Below are 15,223 nucleotides of genomic sequence, written 5' to 3' on the forward strand. Positions count from 1 at the left end.
TTCCTCCCACGACCAGCGCAAAAATAGGTGTATGCTCGCAATGCAAACCGTCAGTTCGACTGTCTCGAGGACGGAGCCTCCTCGAGGAGCGCTTCGACCGCCGATTCGCCTCTGACGCCCGACGAACACCGCCTCACCGCCGTCGTCACGAACCTGTCGCACTGTCTTCGCACCGCGGTCAGCATTCCGTCCGTTGACGACGGCGTTGGTCCCTTCCCGCTCGAACGCGGTCGCGATCCCCCCGTCCGATCCCTCTCGTCGATCCCGTTTCAGTACGACCGAACCCGCGGCAACCCCTCGATTCGATCCAACCCCTAGCAGCGGCTCGCTTGGGGTAGCTCGGGTGTGTAGCGAGTCGCGCTCGAGGACTGGTGATGAACGCGGCGAACGCACGTCGTCGCGACGTCTCGCGGTTACCGATCACACTCTCGAGCGGCTCGTAGACGTGGAAGCTAGCTCTCGTGAATCACACGTCTTTGATAACTCGGAACAGCATAGTGGTGTAGTCTCGGTAACCGAATCTACCAGGTCGGTGCTGTCTGCTCGCAGCCACGGTGTGTAGCGGGGTATTTCTCGGCTTTCGGTGGGTTTCGGGTGGCTGTTCACGTCCGGTGTGACAGTCAGGGTCGGGTCGGTCGCACGCGAACTTCGAGGACACCGTTGTTGAATCGGACAGTGGTTGCTTCAGTCGGCTGCCAGGGAAGGGGAATCCGCTCGAGGACGATCCCGACCTTGCTAATTACGAGGGTGTTCGTTTTCGGGTTGATGCCAACCGAGAGATCGTCCTTGCTCACCCCTGGAATGTCAGCAATGACGATGAATTCGTCGTCGAAGCGAGTGTCGATCAGACAGTCGTCCGACGCGGGCTCACGTGCCCGATTGCCCCGGTTATTATTTTGGCTCATCTTCGCGTTGCTGACGATCGGTATCGATTCCGTCAACTGTCGTCCAGTCTACCGAACGACCAGACGAGGTCGGCGACTTGCTGACGCTCGCTTCAACTACTGTGACGAGCGGGTCCGATAGTGGCTGCAATTCCGCCTTCAGACGGAATCCACGCGATCTATTTTCGACGCCGGAGGGGACTGATTCGACCATCCTCTTATTGCTGACATTCGATATCCGCACAGTAATCGAGGTACTTCTCGAGAGAGTCCGGTAAGTGCTGAAGGTATATGGACCCGTTCCGACGATCGAACCGGATTATTCCTGTATCTTCGAGTTTCGGAAGGTGTGAGTGACGGAGATCGATTCGAATATTCCTTCTCGTCTGTTCGTCCAGTTCTTCGGGCGGCGTTTCGGTCTCCCAGGCGGTGACCTGTTCGGTTACCGCTTCAAATTCGGTATTCCCTCGGTTTCGAAGAAAGTACAGCACGTATCTCCGCCGTTTGTCGGCGATCAACTCTATGAACTCGTTTATCTGGTTCCCCCCGTCTGCAACGACGACCCCCTCGTCGATGCGTTTCGACTCGTATTTCTGGGGGGCTGTCAATTTTCGCTCTCTTTCGGCCGGTAGTCGCTCGTCCTTCATCGGGTATCTATTACCTGGTCAAGCAGCAAAGCCACCAGTCCTAAAGAAAGCAATCGCCGCAGTTCACTCGAGCAATAGCTCCCTCTCGGCAATTTTCGGCCGGTACAGATTCTGGAACGCGTATTCTATATTTTGGTGGTTCGCTATCTCTTTCAGCTGTGAACGCGCGGTGTCTCGTCCGCTGACAGTTTTCGCTGTCACGGACAGGAGATACCTACACGAATTGGGTGCCTAGTAGAATTGGATTCCGCCCGAGTCAGTCTGCGCTCCGCCCGCCAGCAGAGCCCAGCCGTGATCTGATAGCAGTGCGATCGGGTTGCAGGACGAGTACTGCGGCAAATTCGACGTTTTGGGATCTCGCTGGACTATCGGCGCCGCCCGTCGAATCAAAACCGGCGCCCAACGTAATTAGGTCCCCGTTCGCCTGCTGTTTCCATATTATGTGGTGCTGGAGCGGTCGGGCTACATGCTTCAACTCGCAGCCCCACGAGACGATCTTCGTTGGCGGGATGTTGCCACGGTCGACCAGGTAGATCGCCGTATCCAGTCGGGACGGGAGAACTCGAGGTTACGCGACCGGTACATCTTCGATGTACGTTTCGACCAGCTTCTGCATCCCCTCTCGAGCGTGCTGGTGGAACGTCGCCGGGGCGACATCGAGCGAATCAGCCACGTCTTCGCCGGAGCTGTCCCGCGGCCACTCGAAGTACCCCGCGTAGTACGCGGTCTCGAGTGTCGATCGCTGGCGCTCCGTGAGCATCTCCTCGAGCGTCGCCTGAAATTCCCAGTTCGAGTGGACCGAGTGCTCGCGCTCCTGCTTGCTGATGAGTTCGGTCTGTACAAACGTCGACTGGATAGCCTCGACGACGTTCCTGACGTCGGCCGACCGGGAGAACGCTGCGGCGACAGTCCCCTTTCCCTCGGTAAACCTGGCAGCACGGATGGTACCGCCATACTCGGCCAAGGCAGTTGCCAGTGATGGGCCGCCAACGATAAATTCGAGGAGAGCGCCGCCTTCGTGATCGGTAACGATGCGCGCATGCTCGATACTCCGATCGCCGTTGGCAAATTCGAGTACTCGTTCCGATGAGCTACCGGTTACCGTAAAATACTGGAGATACGAGCCGTCGGACTGTGACGTGATGCCCTCCATCTCGAATTCGGCGGCGAGCTCGTCCGATGCTCTCACGAAGAATACGCTCGAGTCGTGGATACCGAACTCGAGTTCCACGATCTCATCGGTGAGCAGCGCCTCCTTCCGTTCGACCGCGTTGATCGCGAGCCCGATCGTCTTGCCAAGCTCGAACAGTACGGCCTGCTCCCGAACGCTGAACGCATTCGCACGCGACGAGTACGCGACGAGTACGTCGTAGACCGTTTCCTGGTATATTACCGGGATCACCGCTGCGGACGACTGCCAGCTCTCGAACGCATCTTCCTCGCTGGAGTCGGAAAGAGCCAGTCCCGCCGGGAGGTCGCTACTGTTGCGGATGATCTGGATGTCGCCCGACTCGACTGCCATCGAGATCGCGTCGACCGCGTCGATATCGAACGATCTCTCGAACAACCCACTACGATGTCCATCGCCGGTCTTTGGCGTGACATCACGGATCCCGGTATCGATTTCGCCGATCCACGCGGCGTGGTACAGTTTCGAGTCGGTGAGGGTTTCACAGACCTGGCGCTCGATCTCCTCTCGGGTAGCCGCCTGGACCAGCCCCTGGTTGACTCGTCGGATGACGGTATTGATCTGGTTGAGCGTTTCCAGCTCGTCGCGCTGGCGGCCGAGTTCGAGCTGCTGTTCTTTCACTTCGGTGATGTCGTCGACGACACCGACGAACCGGTACACCTCACCGTCGTCGTTTTGCAACGGGAACGCGAAGCTGTTGACCCACCGGATGGAGCCGTCGGGCTGGACGACGCGATACTTCTCCTGAAATCTGATCGCGGTAGCGTCGTTGCTCGATGCGTAGGCCACTTCCTTCATTGCCGTCTCGACCCGGTGCTGATCCTGTGGGTGGACCGCGTCGAAATGATTCGTCAAGTTGTCGTATACCGAGTCCCGCGAACGGCCAGTGATGGCCTCGTAGGCGGGATTGATGTAGAAGACTTCGCTCAGGTCAGCGTCGGCCATCCAGATGGCGCTGTTGATGTTTTCGGCGATCTGGCGAAGCCGGGCCTCGCTCTCGCGCAGCCGCTTCTCGCGTTCTTTTCGGTCGGAGATGTCCGTCGCGATAACGACCGCTTTCTCGACGTCGCCCTCGGGGTTCTCGATCGGTGCGATGCTGAGAGCGGTCCAGACGCGCTCACCGTGGGGGCGCTCGAGCCTGAACTCGGAGTTGAGAACACGCTCGTGGTCGTCGAACACGCGGCTCAACAGATCCTCGGGCTGTACCTGCTGTCCGCTAGCGCCGTAGAACCGGCGCTGAGAGACGTCGAGTGTCTGGTTCGTGATCTCTTCGATCGTCAGGCCCAGCAGTTCCTCGGCTTGATCGTTCACGCGGGAGATGTCTCCGTCGGGCGTGATCACGCCGATGCCGATCGGGCTGGTCTCGAGGACGTGCTCGATGACGTCGCGCTCTTCTCGAAGCGTCTCCTCGCGTTCCTTCCGATCGGTGATATCGGTCGCAATGATAGCAGCCTTCTCGACGTCCCCGGCGGCGTCCGTCATCGGCGCGATACTGATCGAGGCCCAGACGTGGTCACCGCCCGGCCGTTCAAGGGTGAATTCGGTGTCTATGACTTGCTCTCGGTCGTCGAATACTCGACTCAGCAGGTCTTCGGGCGATACCTGTTTGCCCTCGAAATCGTACAGTTTTCGCTGGGACGCGTCGAAGGTCTGATTGGAGAGTTCCTCCATGGTCAGACCGAGCAACTCTTCGGCCCGGTCGTTGACCCGAGAGATGTCGCCGTCGGGTGTGATCACGCCGATGCCGACGGGGCTCGTTTCGAGAACGTGCTCGATCAGTCCTCGTTCTTTCCGGAGTTCCTCGGCGCGTTCCTTGCGGTTGGAAATGTCGCGAACGATACCGACCGTCCCTCGTACCGAGCCATCAGTGCGGAGCGGCGTAATCCGCGCCTCGCAGGGGATCGTTGCGCCGTCAGCGGTACGGACGTTGAATTCGAGGGTCGAAACCCGTTCATTCTCGCTATCGATCAGGTTCTCGATAGCGTTCCGGAACGTAGAGAGATCATCCTCGACGACGACCATCGACGCGTGTTCCCCCAACAATTCATCGCGCGAGTATCCGAGCCGCTCGATGATGGTTCCGTTGACCATTTCGAAGTGTCCGTCACGGTCCAGTTGATAGATACCGTATCCCGTCACCTGAGTGAGCGCCTCGTAGCGGTCGATCGTCCGGTCGTACGTTTCACGCTCTATCGAGTCACGAACGAATACCGCGTAGAGCTGTCGATCCTCGAGTTCGACTTCTCGAACGTCGGCACTGATGCGGATCTCGCCGCCGGCTGCGTGCCGTGCGAACACGTCCAGCCGATCGCTTCTGTCGTCGTCGGATACGATATTCGAGAGATCCACGTTGACGAAGTCTGCGAAAGATTCACCCGCGAGTGCGCCTGACGAGTGGCCAAGAACGGTCGTAATCGACTCGCTGGCAAATACGATACTGCCATCGTTATCGACGATGATAGTATCGATCGGTGCGGTTTCGACCACACTTCGGAAGAGCACCGAACTATCCGGTTCATCGAGGCTGAATTCGGGGGCGACGTCCCCGTCAGTTTCTACATTATCCGATGGAGAGTCGTTATCCATACTTCCCAATAACTGTACGGGAGGTAAGAAATATCTCCTCATAAGCCGGATTTTTGCACTAATTAGAATTATTTTAGGAACCGCACGGTAGAAATGAGCGTTCAGCAGCGGAACGGAACACCGGCACTGGATTATCACCGTTATTGTAACGATTCAAACACGTTTGAAATAGGCGTTTGGACCTCGCTTTGGAAGGTCCACCAGTTATTACGAAAATCCAGGGGTAATTACGAGGCGTCGACACTCCAATGCCGCGAAACTTGTATAATACGCCATATGTGTTTGCGACGATCAGTCACGATCGTAGCAGATAGTCACGGTGTGACCGATGGCTTTTATCCGGTGGTTTGAAGGCATAAAACGGATTCCGACCGTGTTTCGTCCGAGATCAGCCGGTGCCGATGCTCCGCTTACTCATAGCAGACGATGTGTTCAGGCGCGGAGTGACCGAGAGTGGAGAGATGATACCCTACCCGCTTCACGTATAGCTATACCCTTCCTTGGAAGGAGATCATCGAAACCATACCCTTTTTATTTTAGGTCTACCTAAACACGGCTGATGTCCGCTGATACGCTGTCCCACGCTGAATCCCAATTTGAGGCAGATCTGCCTTCAGTCCCCGAAATATCCGTCTGCGAAAGCCGCCCTGGAACCATGGTTTTCATGGAATCGGGGAATACCGACGGGTGGATTGCAAGCGATCTCACTGTTGAGGTCATTCAATAATGGAAGACGAAGAATCCAATACGGACGATCTGACGACAATTCGAACCGGACGCAACTTCGAACAGGAGTACCGTCTTGATGCGAGCGACGCCGGTGAGTTCCTGATCGAGCTGGGCGAACAACTCCGCGATGACGACGAACTCACGCTCGTTGGTGATGAATGGGAACTCCCGTTCTCCTTCGGCGAGCCGATCGGATTGGAGATCGACTTCGATGGTATCGGAGAGCCGGAACTCGAAATTGAGATAGAACTCCCCGGGCGCACCGACGACGAAGCGCCGGATATCGCCTAAAAGCGGGCCGGACAGCGGATTACTTCGTTGCCTCCTCGAGGACCAGCGTATCGTCTTCGAGGTAGTGGTCGATGACGTGGGCGTGCTCCTCGAGATCGACTAGCTGTTCGCGGAGCATTTCGCTCGTGGCGAAGTCACCGAGTCCCTCAACGAGTTCGATGTGCTCACGGTAGCTCTCGATGATGCTGCCGTACATCTCGAGGTCGTTTTCGAAGGACGTGCGGATGTCGTAGACGTCCTCGTCTTCGGACTCGACGGTCGCTGCGTCTGAGAGTGCCTGCATACTGGCGTGCGGGACGCCGCCGAGTGCCTGGATCCGTTCGGCGATATCGTCGGCGGCTTCTTCCACGTCTTCGTAGGCTTCTTGAAGGAAGCGGTGGATAGGGAGGTGTTCCGCACCTTCGACATTCCAGTGGTGCTTGTGGAGCTGGTGGTACAGGACGTACGCGTCGGCAAGGTCGGTATTCAACGCGTCGATAACCTGCTCCGCCTTATCTTGATCGAGTCGGACAGGGTTCTCTTCAACGGTATCGGCCTCTTGGCGGACGATTTCTTGGGTGCTCATCGCACCGGGAGATAGCCCCCCGGCTCCCTTATAATTTTCAACTTGTGTACATTTTCGCCCCGCCTAAAACTATGCTATCTCTTTTTAGCACGATTGAATTCTACCCAAGTGGATATGAAAACTATATGGGTTTCTCGATAGAAACGATAGACAGTGGACGGCGGAGAAGAGACCTTTTGGCCGAGACGAGTCGGTGCCGATACTCCGTTTACTCGTGAGAGATCACGTATTTCAGGCGCGTAGTAACGAAGGGTAGAGGGGTGAGTTGCTACCTCTCCTCAGTGGAAGTAGTCGCGCGGAGGCTGCCGTCAATCTCGCAAAGGTACCCGCGTTCAATCAGTCGTGTGATCGCGCGATGGGTGCATTCAGGTTCAAACGTCAGTTCGTTGAACGTACAGAGTGCGTCTACTGCCCGTTCACGGCTGATCGCCGGCACCTGGTCTTCGCTGCTACCGATCTCTGAATCAGTTATCCGAGTAGAAACGATCGTCATTGTAGAGGAATAACTATACCGGTTGTGTGCGTAGGAGTACCATGACATCAACTACCGCTATATCGTCCATCGACGATATTGCGTATCTCGCGCGAGCGGAACACCGTATCCCGGCGCTTGTCGCGTTGACTGTCCGTCCCCGGAGTCGGTCCGAACTCTGGGAAATGACTGGGGTATCGTCGTCGACGATTCGGCGGACGCTCAGCGAGTTCGAAGACCGCAGCTGGATTCGCAAGAACGGATATCAGTACGAGACGACGCAGTTGGGCGCGTATATCGCCTCTGCGATGGCGGAGCTGATTGAGCGGGTCGAAACTGAGCGGGAGATTCGTGACGTCTGGCACTGGCTTCCGGGTGAGGAGAGCGGGTTCACGATCGATATGTGCGCTGATGCGGTCGTGACGGTCGCTGATGCCGATGATCCGTACCGCCCGGTGACCCGGTTCACGTCCTTGCTCCGGAAGACCGATCGGTTTCGGTTCGTCGGGTTCGATGTGGCTCTGCTCCAGCCGTGTAAGGACGAGCTCTGTCAGCGGATCATCGACGGTATGCAGGCGGAGATTATCGATCCGCCACGAGTCGCCAGATACATTCGTTCGACCTGCCCAGAACTCTTTTCCGAGACGTTAGAGAGCGGCAATCTCACCGTCTGGTTGCACGACGATTTACCGTCCTACGGCGTCGGTCTCTTCGACGATCGAATCGCGCTCAGTGGCTACGACCCCGATAGCGTGATGGTCCGAGTATTGGTCGATACTGATGCCGAAGAGGCGCGTGAGTGGGCGGAATCGGTCTACGAATCATATCAGCGCAAGACCCCGACGGTCCCTCTCGAAACGATGGTGGAGTGATCGTACGGCTACCGTGACCGGAGTCGGGGGAAACTCCGTCGGGTCTTTTTGTATCGATATCGTGGGCGCTGTCGACGGGCTTGGACGTTGCGGTGGGCCACGTAGCGGGCGGTGCCTCCGTCTCCAGGGGGAGACGACCCTTCCATCGTCTGCACGGTCGTCAGCGGTTGCCGAATTGGTACCAGATATAGTAGCCAAAGATCACGTGAAGGAAGTTCACGGTCACGATTACACGGACGAGGAACTTCAGGCGGACCATCTACAAGCTGTGTAACGGCGTTCAACGTCGATTCCGTCCTCTTTTCCTCACTCGACGTCGACGGCGTATATCACGATCCTGAATCGTCCCGGTAGTGCTAGGGCGGATCCGGTGTCGTGGCTCGTCGATATAGTCGGGTCCCCGAGCACTTCACCACTATACCGGCTCTAGAAGGCATCGAGTCCGCTATCAACGGCTTCTCCTTGTGAGATCAGTGTTCGGATTGGCGGACTGCTCTCAGCTTCCAGATGGCGACCACCCTTCCACCACCTGCAGGGACGGTCAGCAGCTGCCGGAATCTCAGCAGGTAGCTACCTAACCCACACGCTCGTACTGTTCTTTGCCGAGAGGCGCAGTGATACCATGACAGAGGGCCAGCAAATCGCTCACGGAGTAGATGTTGAGAAACTCGAGGAGTTCGCCGAATACGCGGCCGAACATCCCGACGAGGTACGGCTCGGACTCGGGGCCCGATCGACCTACGAGGGGACGTGCGCCCACAGCCTCGCGCAGATGGATTCGTACACGCTTGGCGACGAGACGATCGTGCGCGAGACCCGCGAGTACACGATCCCGTACGGCGGGTGGAAGGAAGTGTTGGACGCTGGCGGGTGGGCCGGCGCGACCGATCGGATGGAACCGATCGAAGTTGCGCTCTCCGCGCTCGCTTCGTGCATCAACGTTGGCATCACCATCAACGCCGTCGCGAACGGTGTCAACATCGAGCAGCTTCAAACGCGCGTCCGGGTAGATACCGATCCGGGCGTCCTCTTCAGCATCAGGGATCTCGACGAATCCGATAGCGTCTTCGAGAATCTGACCGCTGAAATCGAGATCGAAGGCGAGGATCTCGACGAGGACCAGATCGACGAGTGGGCGCGGCGTGCGCCGGTTTACACGCTCGTCTCGTCCTCCCAAGACGTCGAACTCACGGTCAACACTCCCGCTGAGGTGCGAGCCGACGACTAACGAGGTGATGATGAATGGCAAATACACTCGACGTGGACCGACTCGAGCGGGCGGTCAAGAACGTCTACCGCGACGTCGCGGAGGCGCCGACCGAAGACTATCACTTCGAGATGGGGGGGCCGTTGGCCGAGCGGCTCGGCTACCCGACGGAGGATCTCGAACGGGTGCCCGGGGAGGCCATGGAGTCCTTCGCGGGCGTCGGATACCACTTCGATCTCGCCGGCATCGAGGAGGGCGACGACGTGCTCGACCTGGGGAGCGGCTCGGGGACCGACGTGTTCGTCGCGGCGCTCCACGTCGGAGATTCCGGGAGCGTCACCGGATTGGACATGACTGACGAACAGCTCGAGAAGGCCCGTCAGTTGCGAGACGAGGTGGAGTTGGATACCGTCTCCTTCGAAAAGGGGTACATCGAGGACATGCCGTTCGATGATGGCACGTTCGACGTCGTGATCTCGAACGGGGTCATCAACCTCTCGTCGGACAAAGAGCAGGTGTTCGAGGAAACGAATCGCGTTCTCGCCTCGGGAGGACGGCTCGCTATCTCTGACATCATCAGCGAGCGGCAGATGCCGGAGAGCATCAAGACCGATGCGGATCTCTGGGCGGCCTGTATCGGCGGGGCCGAACAGATCGACCGCTACACGACTCTCGTCGAAGATGCGGGATTCGAGGTACTGGACGTTCGGGATAACACTCAGTACGAGTTCATCTCCGATCAGGCGGCAAACGCGTGTCAGAAGTACGGCGTAAAGAGCGTCTCACTCGGCGCACGGAAGTAATTATGGGAGCAACAGAACAACCGGTTGCGGGCGAACGGGTAGAACAGGTCGAACTCAACGCGAAGCTTCGGAACGGATCATTGTTGATGGCGCTTGCGGGCGTCGGGTTCATCGGCTACGGGATCGTCTTTCTCGTCTTGAATTTCGTGGGTGGCGGCTTCGAGCTCGGGGTCAGTCACCTCGGTGGGATGACTCCAGCGGAGTTGAACCCGACCGTCGCGTACTACATCAGTCACCTACACGTCGCTACGGCGGCGTTCATCATCTCGACGGGGATCGCGGTCACCGCGCTCTCCTGGTACGGGGTCCGCCAACGGCTGCGGTGGGCGTGGGCGACCGCCGTCGTGGCCGCCGTCGTCGGGTTGGCAATCGCCTTACCGATGCACTACACCGGCGGATTCGCACACGACTGGATAACGCACCTCGGCCCGATCTATCTGGCTACGATCGTGTTCGTCATCGGGGTCGTGTTAGCCTACCAAGGAATGCAGACCGAATAACGAGTGATGGTACCGCCCCGCGCAAGCGAACACTTTTTTGAAAAGTCCTGCCGGTAGCCCTCGAAACGACATCAAAATTGAGACGACCACGCAAGCCAACGAACTGCCGACGTACGTATTTCTGACCCGCTTCACCCGACGAGGGTTTGAAGGCGTCACCGAAAGTCCCGATCGAACGGAAGAGGCGAAAGCTTTGGTCGAGTCGATGGGCGAGACGTGGAAGGAATTTTTCGTCACGATGGGCCGGTATGACGGCCTCGTCATCGCCGAATTCCCGGATGATGCAGCGGCGGCGCAAGCGGCTCTCGCGCTCGCAAGCGGCGGTAACGTGACGACCGAGACGCTTCGGGCCTTCCCGCTGGACGAGTTTCGCGACATCGTCGACGCTGTGCCGTGAAGTGCTCCACGCCTGCGAGATACGAGCCTCCACTCCGTCTCTCGAGGCGTTGATAGTACAGCCGCTCTCCGTATCACCGGGTTCGCGGATGGTAGGCGCCTGAGGCGAATCGGCAGCCGATCACCCGGTCCACGTTGATGCTCTCTCTGGGTGTATACGACCGAGAATAGGCAGGGACAGGATCTTTCCGATCGGATCGCGGTTATCGGCGAATGAGGATACCGTCTCGAGCGCGGACCGGACTTCGAACCGCCGCAGCGATGCTGATCGACTCGGTCAGAACCCTCCGCCCGACCGATCGGGACCGAACCGCGATCGCCGTCCTCCTCGCCGCCGGCGTGTACGTCTACTACGTCGACCTCGGCGGGTCGACGCTCCAGTCCTACGACGAAGCGATCTACGCGTCGATCGCGCGGAGGCTGATCCGCGGCGGGTCGTGGTTCGTCCCTCGAGTCGACTGGGCCGCCGATGGGGCCGTCGTCGCCGAGATGCTCTTCCTGCAGAAGCCCCCGGGTGCGTTCTGGCTGCAGGCGATCTCGATGCGCGTCTTCGGTGCCACCGCGTTCGGCGCCCGCTTTCCGTCGGCGACGTTCGCGATCGCGACCGGCGTGCTCGCCTACGTTTTCGGTCGGGACCTCTTCGACCGCAGGGCGGGGTTCGTGGCCGGGCTGGTCTGGTTGACGACGCCGCAGGTGTTCGCGGGGATGAACGGCGGTCGGAACGGCGGAACCGACACCGCGCTCGTGTTCTTCGGCACCCTGTTCGTCTACCTCGTCTGGAAGGGCGTCGCCGACGATCGACGATACCTCGCGTACGCGGGGTTCCCGGCGGCGGGCGCACTCCTCGTCAAGGGACTGGCGGCCAGCACGTACCCGCTGGCGCTCCTCGCGCTCGTCCCCTTCGATCTGCTCGGGCGTCGACGGCTCCTCTCGCAAGAGGCGGCGATCGGCGCGGCGGTAACGCTCGTACTGGCGTTGCCGTGGCCGATCCTCGCCTGGCTCCGTCACGGTGACCTGATCCTCAAGGAACTCGTCTTCAAGCACGTGATCGATCGGGCGAGCGGCTCGTTCCCACCGTTCCACGAAACGACGTTCGGATTCATATCCTATCCGTACTTTCGGCACCTTCCCTCGTACTTCGATCCGTGGCTGTACTTCCTGCTCCCGGCGGTCGGCGTCGTCGCCGTCGTCGCGGTTCGCGTTCGGGTTACGGAGGGGCGCTCGCAGCCGCTACGCGATACGACGTTCCTGCTGTGGTGGGCCGCGAGCGTCTTCACCTTCTTTTCGGTCACCGGGAACCAGGCCTGGTACATCCTGCCGCTGTACGTTCCAGCGGGGCTGCTGGTCGGTCGCTTGGTCTCGCTGGTCGCGTCGCCCCGATCGATCGACCACTCCCTCGCGGTCGGCGGCGTCGTCACGGGCTGCGTCCTCGCGCTGGTCTTTACGTTTCGACTCGACGTGACCTCGCTCGTCCGGTACCGACTGCAGGACCACATTCCCGGCGGCGTCGCGTTCGCGCTCGTCCTCGTCGTCGCTGCGATCGCGGTTATCGCCGAGCGGCCGCTCGACTCGACGCTGCGGCGGCGATGGCGCGACGTCGACGTCTCGCGACTCCGGACCGTCGCGTTCGTAGCCCTCGCGCTCCTTCTAGTGTCTACAACCGCCGCACCGGTCGAAATGGGCGGCTCGGCGTTGGACGAGCAACAGGAGGCCGCGGGGACGCTGATCGACCACCAGACGCCCCCGGACGCGACGGTCTTCGTCGTCCCCGAATCCACGCGGGCTGGCGGGTTTCACTCGCTGGTGTTCTACTCCGATCGGTCGATCGAGCCAGTCGAGGAGACGCGGGCCGAATCGAACGATCGAATCAGGTACCTATTCGTCCACCAGAAAGCGGCAGCCGACCTCGATCGGGAGCGCCGCGTCGTCGCCACGATCCACGGCGAGGACGAGACGTACTACCTACTCGAGTTGGGGCCGCCCGACGGCGGATAGGGCTGCGGTCGTGCACCTGACGCCGGCGATCAGTCCGTCCGACTCCGACCGGCGATCGAACGGCGAGTACCGTTTCGAGGAGCGTCCGATCGATGGGGTTCGAACGGGAGAGGAGTGCAGAGTGGTGCGCTCCGAATAGAGGGGGTCAGTCCGCTACGAGTTCCGAATCCGCACCGCTCCCCGTCGTCACCACGACGTTTCCTCTGGCGGTCCGTCCTCGAGATGGGGGCATACATATAAAGATAATAATTAGCCAATGGAAGTTGGATTCTCTAATCATTCGGGCTCGGCACTTACGTTGTGCGCTGCTGCCTGCAACCTATAATTCTACATAGAATAAGTGAAATGAATTGTCGGTAATAGGTCGGCCTCGGCACTCATAGGGCTCGTCACTACCGGGTGCCGAGTCCGGCTCGGAGCGGGTGCGTCGTCATCGGCCGCTCGAGCCTACGCTCGGGACCCCAAAGACCGTTCGGATCGACGACGCGGTCACTCCGCCGACGCGGCGAAGCCGGCGTTCCACTCGTCGACGAGGTTCTCGAGTCGGTCGGTCCGTCCGCGGGAGAACGTCGCCGGCGCGCGCTCGGTCGGCGATTCGGTCGGCTTCTCGGACGTCGCGGCGGGGTTCGGGCCGGTCGTCGGTTGCTTCTGGGTCGGTTCCGGCTGGGAGTGGTGTGGTTGCGTGCTCATTGTCGGTCGTGATCGGCTCGTTCGGCGGCGGACGGTACTGGTTCGTCGAGAATTAGGCGAGTACTGCTACGTGTACGACCAACATCTGTACCTCTCCCTTCTGGACGGTAGATAATAAACGTTCGTGATGGACCAAATGTGCGCGAACGCACGACGCGCTCCGCCGAACGGCGACCGCGTCGGCGACTGCGGCCCGATACGTTATGGCGGCGGCGGTGGAGTACTCGAGTACACCGATGCCAGCGACCGGATCCGGGCCGGACGCGAGTTTCGTCGTTCCCGCGAAGAACGAGGCGGATTACCTTCGCGAGACGCTCGAGAGCATCGAGGCCCTCGAGACGGACTACGCGTACGAGGAGCTGGTCGTCGACGGCGAATCGACGGACGACACCCCGGCGATCGCCCGCGAGTACGGCGCGACCCTGGTTGCGGGCGACGGCTCGAGCATCGCCGCGGACAGGAATCGCGGTGCGACACGCGCGGGCGGCGAGTGGCTGGCCTTTATCGACGCCGACACCCGCGTCCGGCCGACCTACCTGACGGAGATGCTCGGCTTCGTCGAGGCGAACGGGCTGGCGGCCGCGAGTTCGGCCTGTCGGATCACCGGTCCCCGGCGGGCGAAACTCGTGGAGGTGACGATCAACCACCTCTTCCCGCGACTCGAGTACCCCATCCTGCCCGGGTTCAACTTCTTCGTCCACCGCGACGCCTTCGAAGCGGCGGGCGGCTTTCCGACGGTTCCCAACGAGGACACCGCGTTCAGCCGCCGACTCGCCCGCCGGATGCCGACCGACTACCACTCCGCGGTCCTCGTGGAGAGTTCGGGCCGGCGGGTCGCCGACGACGGACTGACGGGGACGCTCTGGCACTACGCGACGCTGGATCTCGAGCGGATCCGCGCGAGCGACTGACCCGCCGTCGGCTCCGACTAGCGGCAGCAGCCCCTCTCGGCACCGTCAGGGCGACCGCTTTTGCGGTTGCGACCGGAGACTAGCACCGTGACGACGGTTCCACCGGAAGCCGAGCGGCTGCTCGAGAGCGAACCGCTGATGGCCCACTTCGGCACCTGCGTCGACGGCCGGCCCCACGTCGCGCCCGTCTGGTACCGGTACGACGACGACGCGGTCGAGGTCGTCACGACCGGACGCAAGCTGGCAAACGTGCGGGAGAACCCGCAGGTTTCCCTCTCGATACAGGCCGACGAGGCGGGACGGGCGAAGTGGATGGTGACCCTGCTCGGGACCGCGACGGTCGTCGACGACGACGGGGAGACGGCCGCCGCACGACGGCGGATCAACGAGAAGTACGACGCCTCGCCGGAGGCCTACGCCGAGAACACGCTGGTCCGGATCGATATCGGTTCGGCGACGTACCAGCGGTACTGAGAGTCCGTCGTT

Annotated in this window: 15 protein-coding genes; 10 read left to right on the forward strand and 5 right to left on the reverse strand. The window is 60.3% G+C overall.

The window, feature by feature from the left end; translation table 11 throughout:
• Positions 1-27 precede the first annotated feature (27 nt).
• Entirely contained in the window at positions 28-318 is a 291-nt protein-coding gene (locus NED97_RS15730) for a hypothetical protein (protein WP_252487964.1), read from the forward strand.
• Positions 319-620: 302 nt separating this feature from the next.
• On the opposite strand, the gene NED97_RS15735 is transcribed toward NED97_RS15730, so the two are convergent.
• The 3 genes from NED97_RS15735 to NED97_RS15745 form a co-directional block, all read right to left on the reverse strand.
• Entirely contained in the window at positions 621-905 is a 285-nt protein-coding gene (locus NED97_RS15735; RefSeq protein WP_252487965.1) for an Hsp20/alpha crystallin family protein, read from the reverse strand.
• A 197-nt stretch (positions 906-1,102) separates the two neighbouring features.
• Complete coding sequence (locus tag NED97_RS15740; protein WP_252487966.1) at positions 1,103-1,531, reverse strand: DUF7344 domain-containing protein; 429 nt, start codon at positions 1,529-1,531, stop codon at positions 1,103-1,105.
• Between the two features lie 568 nt (positions 1,532-2,099).
• On the reverse strand, positions 2,100-5,348 hold the full coding sequence (locus NED97_RS15745) for a PAS domain S-box protein (protein WP_345781208.1): 3,249 nt from the start codon (positions 5,346-5,348) through the stop codon (positions 2,100-2,102).
• 684 nt (positions 5,349-6,032) lie between these two features.
• On the opposite strand from NED97_RS15745, the gene NED97_RS15750 reads away from it, so the two are divergent.
• Complete coding sequence (locus NED97_RS15750) at positions 6,033-6,326, forward strand: amphi-Trp domain-containing protein (protein WP_252487968.1); 294 nt, start codon at positions 6,033-6,035, stop codon at positions 6,324-6,326.
• A 19-nt stretch (positions 6,327-6,345) separates the two neighbouring features.
• Here NED97_RS15750 and dpsA read toward each other — a convergent pair whose 3' ends face one another.
• Entirely contained in the window at positions 6,346-6,891 is a 546-nt protein-coding gene (dpsA, locus tag NED97_RS15755) for a DNA starvation/stationary phase protection protein DpsA (protein WP_252487969.1), read from the reverse strand.
• A 534-nt stretch (positions 6,892-7,425) separates the two neighbouring features.
• Between dpsA and NED97_RS15760 the strand changes: the two genes are divergently transcribed.
• The 6 genes from NED97_RS15760 (at position 7,426) to NED97_RS15785 (ending at position 13,136) form a co-directional block, all read left to right on the forward strand.
• Positions 7,426-8,235, forward strand: coding sequence for a helix-turn-helix transcriptional regulator (locus NED97_RS15760; protein ID WP_252487970.1), 810 nt, complete (start codon positions 7,426-7,428; stop codon positions 8,233-8,235).
• A 622-nt stretch (positions 8,236-8,857) separates the two neighbouring features.
• Positions 8,858-9,463 carry an OsmC family protein gene (locus tag NED97_RS15765; protein ID WP_252487971.1) on the forward strand — a complete coding sequence of 202 codons (606 nt, stop codon included), beginning with the start codon at positions 8,858-8,860 and terminating at the stop codon, positions 9,461-9,463.
• Positions 9,464-9,477: 14 nt separating this feature from the next.
• A complete protein-coding gene (locus tag NED97_RS15770; protein ID WP_252487972.1) occupies positions 9,478-10,245 on the forward strand; it encodes a methyltransferase domain-containing protein in 768 nt (255 codons plus the stop codon).
• A gap of 2 nt (positions 10,246-10,247) precedes the next feature.
• The gene (locus tag NED97_RS15775) at positions 10,248-10,745 is read left to right on the forward strand and encodes a hypothetical protein (protein ID WP_252487973.1); all 498 of its coding nucleotides are present in this window, start codon (positions 10,248-10,250) and stop codon (positions 10,743-10,745) included.
• A 37-nt stretch (positions 10,746-10,782) separates the two neighbouring features.
• Positions 10,783-11,142 (forward strand): GYD domain-containing protein, encoded by a 360-nt coding sequence (locus NED97_RS15780; protein ID WP_252487974.1) that lies wholly within the window; start codon positions 10,783-10,785, stop codon positions 11,140-11,142.
• 212 nt (positions 11,143-11,354) lie between these two features.
• Positions 11,355-13,136, forward strand: a complete 1,782-nt coding sequence (locus tag NED97_RS15785; protein ID WP_252487975.1) for an ArnT family glycosyltransferase — start codon at positions 11,355-11,357, stop codon at positions 13,134-13,136.
• 489 nt (positions 13,137-13,625) lie between these two features.
• On the opposite strand, the gene NED97_RS15790 is transcribed toward NED97_RS15785, so the two are convergent.
• Complete coding sequence (locus NED97_RS15790) at positions 13,626-13,826, reverse strand: hypothetical protein (protein ID WP_252487976.1); 201 nt, start codon at positions 13,824-13,826, stop codon at positions 13,626-13,628.
• A 236-nt stretch (positions 13,827-14,062) separates the two neighbouring features.
• On the opposite strand from NED97_RS15790, the gene NED97_RS15795 reads away from it, so the two are divergent.
• Together NED97_RS15795 and NED97_RS15800 are read left to right on the forward strand one after the other, a co-directional pair.
• Positions 14,063-14,737, forward strand: coding sequence for a glycosyltransferase (locus NED97_RS15795; protein ID WP_252487977.1), 675 nt, complete (start codon positions 14,063-14,065; stop codon positions 14,735-14,737).
• A gap of 138 nt (positions 14,738-14,875) precedes the next feature.
• Positions 14,876-15,211: a pyridoxamine 5'-phosphate oxidase family protein gene (locus tag NED97_RS15800; protein ID WP_252490641.1), complete on the forward strand. Its 336-nt coding sequence runs from the start codon at positions 14,876-14,878 to the stop codon at positions 15,209-15,211.
• Positions 15,212-15,223: the final 12 nt, after the last annotated feature.

The organism is Natronococcus sp. CG52 (assembly GCF_023913515.1).
GTDB classification, from domain to species: domain Archaea; phylum Halobacteriota; class Halobacteria; order Halobacteriales; family Natrialbaceae; genus Natronococcus; species Natronococcus zhouii.

Bases quoted from the DNA above. Each gene is read 5' to 3' on its own strand.
- NED97_RS15750 (WP_252487968.1), top strand. From the start codon at position 6,033: ATGGAAGACGAAGAATCCAATACGGACGATCTGACGACAATTCGAACC.
- NED97_RS15740 (WP_252487966.1), bottom strand. From the start codon at position 1,531: ATGAAGGACGAGCGACTACCGGCCGAAAGAGAGCGAAAATTGACAGCC.
- NED97_RS15800 (WP_252490641.1), top strand. From the start codon at position 14,876: ATGGCCCACTTCGGCACCTGCGTCGACGGCCGGCCCCACGTCGCGCCC.
- NED97_RS15785 (WP_252487975.1), top strand. From the start codon at position 11,355: ATGAGGATACCGTCTCGAGCGCGGACCGGACTTCGAACCGCCGCAGCG.
- NED97_RS15795 (WP_252487977.1), top strand. From the start codon at position 14,063: ATGCCAGCGACCGGATCCGGGCCGGACGCGAGTTTCGTCGTTCCCGCG.
- NED97_RS15770 (WP_252487972.1), top strand. From the start codon at position 9,478: ATGGCAAATACACTCGACGTGGACCGACTCGAGCGGGCGGTCAAGAAC.
- NED97_RS15775 (WP_252487973.1), top strand. From the start codon at position 10,248: ATGGGAGCAACAGAACAACCGGTTGCGGGCGAACGGGTAGAACAGGTC.
- dpsA (WP_252487969.1), bottom strand. From the start codon at position 6,891: ATGAGCACCCAAGAAATCGTCCGCCAAGAGGCCGATACCGTTGAAGAG.
- NED97_RS15760 (WP_252487970.1), top strand. From the start codon at position 7,426: ATGACATCAACTACCGCTATATCGTCCATCGACGATATTGCGTATCTC.
- NED97_RS15735 (WP_252487965.1), bottom strand. From the start codon at position 905: ATGAGCCAAAATAATAACCGGGGCAATCGGGCACGTGAGCCCGCGTCG.
- NED97_RS15745 (WP_345781208.1), bottom strand. From the start codon at position 5,348: ATGAGGAGATATTTCTTACCTCCCGTACAGTTATTGGGAAGTATGGAT.
- NED97_RS15790 (WP_252487976.1), bottom strand. From the start codon at position 13,826: ATGAGCACGCAACCACACCACTCCCAGCCGGAACCGACCCAGAAGCAA.
- NED97_RS15765 (WP_252487971.1), top strand. From the start codon at position 8,858: ATGACAGAGGGCCAGCAAATCGCTCACGGAGTAGATGTTGAGAAACTC.